The organism is Francisella sp. 19X1-34, assembly GCF_041102755.1.
Lineage (GTDB): Bacteria > Pseudomonadota > Gammaproteobacteria > Francisellales > Francisellaceae > Francisella.
Window position 1 is genome coordinate 1 of the sequence record NZ_JBGCTX010000117.1, and the last position, 3,158, is coordinate 3,158.

Genomic DNA, 3,158 nt, shown 5'->3' on the forward strand with positions numbered 1-3,158 from the left:
ACATGACTCCTAGTCACTTTGAATATATAATGAAGAATGAAGTTAACAACTGTCCCAAATTAGCAGGATAGATCAGAATAAAAATATATTAGAAAGTGGTATTGACTAACAGGGATAGTTTATAACCAATCCATATTTATATGCTATAGTATGCTGTACTAATAATTATATGAACTATATACTTTTTTCTAAGAAAATAATAAGATCTTATTTGAGAGTGTTATAAAGTATGGAAAAATATTCTGAATATTTAATTATAGGTGCAGGCGTCTCTGGATTAGCCATTGGAAAGACTTTATCTAGTATTAATAAAAAATTTTTGATTATTGAGCAGAGTGATAAAATTGGTGGTGTATGGAACTCTACAAAGTATGACGGCCTTGGTTCACATACACCAAGTTATTTTTATAGATATTTATCATTCCCTTGGAAAAATAATGGTAAATTTAAGCATAATAATTATAATCCTTTAGATTTGCATTCAGAGCAACCTAGTAGAAATGATATAATCGATTATTTGGATGAATATTCTGAATCTATGATAGATCGGATTATTTTTAATAGTAAGGTTACTAAAGTTGTTTATGATGAGCTAACAAAAGAATTTACTACTTATTTTGAAAAAGCTGATAATAATGAAATACAATCTATCTGTAAAAGTAAATATCTTATTATAACTGTTGGAAATAAATTTAATGCGGGAGAAAAAAAGGTTCCAAAGATTGTAAGCGATAAAAACTCAAATACGCAGATTTTTCATTCTAGTGATTTTTATGATCTTAAAAAAATAAAAGAGAATATTGGAGATAAGAAAATTGTTGTTATTGGAACAGGAAAGTCTTCACAAGACTTACTTATTGGACTTTTTAAAAATGATATCAAAAACGTCTCTGTTTTATATCATAAACCGCTTTATTCTATGTATTATGAAGCATTAGATAAAATTGATTCTTTAAAACTAAAATTTGCTGTTTTGTTAAAATTAATATTTGGTTGGAATAAATTGACCAGAATATTTATTAGAAAATTAACAGACGAAGTGATGGTTAATGCTTTTGATAAATCAATAGACCCTGATAATTGGAATTTAGGATTTATAAAAAAACGACATGTGAGTATTTTACAATCCTTTAAATCTTATAAAATTTCAAAAGTAAATGACCATAAAATATTAAATAATCAGTTAATTATAGGTAATAAAAAATTTGATGTAGATATCCTTGTCTACGCAACAGGATTTAAAGGATTATCTAATGACACTCTATTTCCAATTTATAAAAAAAATAATGGTAAATTAAAGCCTTTTAGGATTCAAAACTTATACTGTGCAACAATGTGCCTAGAACTCAATAATTTATTTGTTCCTTGTGGTCGATCTGGACTACCTTCTTCAGTTCAATCAGAAATAGATGCTATGTGGATAGCTTCTATTAGTAATATTAATGAAGTTGAAATCAATAATAAATATGTAACTCCTTTCCCATATAATTTTGATCCTCGCTCAATGGTTAAAAAACTTTTAGTTTATAAAAAGTTTGGAAATAAAATATCTAAAGATATAATAAATGCAAAAGTATTCAGTTTTTCATTGAATTCTGGAGGCTCAATGTATAATTTTTTCAAAAAAAATAGGTGTAATATTTTATTAAAGGTTACTTCTGAAATAGATAATAAAATACTTTGAACTATATTTTCTAGGTAAATTAAAGGTAAGCGTCTCACGAAGTCAGCTATTCTCAGAAGATTTAGAGAATAGCATATTCGAGTATATGTAAATATATTGTGATTTACATATTTAATTCAGGTAATCATTATCAAAAAGTATACTTTTGAGAACGAAAAATAGCTAAATCATGAATGTAGATATTTAAAGGTCTTTACATGTTTTCAAAAGTGTTCTAATATTAACGTATTAATTAGCTTTAGATATTAGAGAACATATTATGGCAACAGTAAGCTTAGAATTAATGTACAACAAATTGGCTCACCTTTCTGAGAATAAATTAGAAGAAGTAAATGATTTTATAGACTTCCTTATTAGCAAAAAAGAAGAAGCTAATTTAAGAGAATTATATTCAAATGCGTCTTTAGCAAGTTTTAACCAAGTTTGGGATAATGAAGAAGACGAGGTTTATAATGAGTTATAACTTTGGAGACATAGTTTTAGTAAACTTTCCATTTACTAATCTAAAAAAAACTAAAAAACGCCCTGCTGTTATAATTAGCTCTGAAGAATATAATAATAATCGTCCAGATGTTATTTTAATGGCTATCACAAGTCAGATCCGAACACCTTTAGATTTTGGAAGCTCATATATAGTTAAATGGCAAGAATCTGGTTTACCTAAACCATCTTTACTAAAACCATTAATTGCTACTATAGAACAAGAATATATAGATAAAAAATTAGGTTCTCTAGTTTATGCAGATAAAGAAAATTTACTTTGCAATATCCATGACCTATTAGGTGAATAATATGAAAATACAAAAAGTAGGCTATGCTCGAGTATCCTCATCTGGTCAATCATTAGATATACAATTGGATAAATTAGAAAAATATGGTTGTGACAGAATATTCCAAGAAAAATCTTCTGGTATAGATGAAACAAGAACACAATTAAAGGAGTGTTTAAATTATGTAAGAGATGGTGATCAACTTGTAATATCTAGACTTGATAGAATGGCTAGAAGTGCTCTTCACTTAGGAAAAATAGTAAGCAAATTAAAGTCTCGAAAAGTTAATTTAGTAGTATTAGATCAAAATATAGATACTTCCACTCCTCAGGGTAGATTAATGTTCCAAATGCTTTCTTCATTCGCAGAGTTTGAATATGAGTTAAAAAAGGAACGTCAAATAGAAGGGATTAAAAAAGCTGTTAATAATGGAGTTAAATTTGGTAGACCTACTAAAGTAAACTCTGAGATAGTTAAAAATGTTAAAGTGGATATAGCGAATGAAATAACAGTTAGATCAATAGTTGCAAAATATCAAATATCATTAAGAGCATATTATAAAATTAAAAATGGTGCTTATGACTATTTATAATCATACTATTAAATTATATTAAGTATTATTAATGAGGCTTTGTTTCTTAACCCCTTAAGGTCTTCTAGTTGGTGTATTTTAGGCAGTTCTATGACTAATGGGCATACCTAAA

4 protein-coding genes are annotated in these 3,158 nt (G+C 27.0%); all 4 read left to right on the top strand.

Annotated features, from left to right (window positions below; translation table 11 throughout):
* Positions 1-229 precede the first annotated feature (229 nt).
* The 4 genes from AB8E56_RS11400 (at position 230) to AB8E56_RS11415 (ending at position 3,046) form a co-directional block, all read left to right on the top strand.
* Complete coding sequence (locus AB8E56_RS11400; protein ID WP_329481211.1) at positions 230-1,684, top strand: NAD(P)/FAD-dependent oxidoreductase; 1,455 nt, start codon at positions 230-232, stop codon at positions 1,682-1,684.
* Between the two features lie 259 nt (positions 1,685-1,943).
* Entirely contained in the window at positions 1,944-2,147 is a 204-nt protein-coding gene (locus tag AB8E56_RS11405) for a hypothetical protein (protein WP_329481213.1), read from the top strand.
* On the top strand, positions 2,137-2,475 hold the full coding sequence (locus AB8E56_RS11410) for a type II toxin-antitoxin system PemK/MazF family toxin (protein WP_329481215.1): 339 nt from the start codon (positions 2,137-2,139) through the stop codon (positions 2,473-2,475). Before AB8E56_RS11405 ends, AB8E56_RS11410 begins: the two co-directional genes overlap by 11 nt.
* A 1-nt stretch (position 2,476) precedes the next feature.
* Positions 2,477-3,046 carry a recombinase family protein gene (locus AB8E56_RS11415; protein ID WP_329481217.1) on the top strand — a complete coding sequence of 190 codons (570 nt, stop codon included), beginning with the start codon at positions 2,477-2,479 and terminating at the stop codon, positions 3,044-3,046.
* Positions 3,047-3,158 lie beyond the last annotated feature (112 nt).

Bases quoted from the DNA above. Each gene is read 5' to 3' on its own strand.
- AB8E56_RS11415 (WP_329481217.1), top strand. From the start codon at position 2,477: ATGAAAATACAAAAAGTAGGCTATGCTCGAGTATCCTCATCTGGTCAA.
- AB8E56_RS11410 (WP_329481215.1), top strand. From the start codon at position 2,137: ATGAGTTATAACTTTGGAGACATAGTTTTAGTAAACTTTCCATTTACT.
- AB8E56_RS11405 (WP_329481213.1), top strand. From the start codon at position 1,944: ATGGCAACAGTAAGCTTAGAATTAATGTACAACAAATTGGCTCACCTT.
- AB8E56_RS11400 (WP_329481211.1), top strand. From the start codon at position 230: ATGGAAAAATATTCTGAATATTTAATTATAGGTGCAGGCGTCTCTGGA.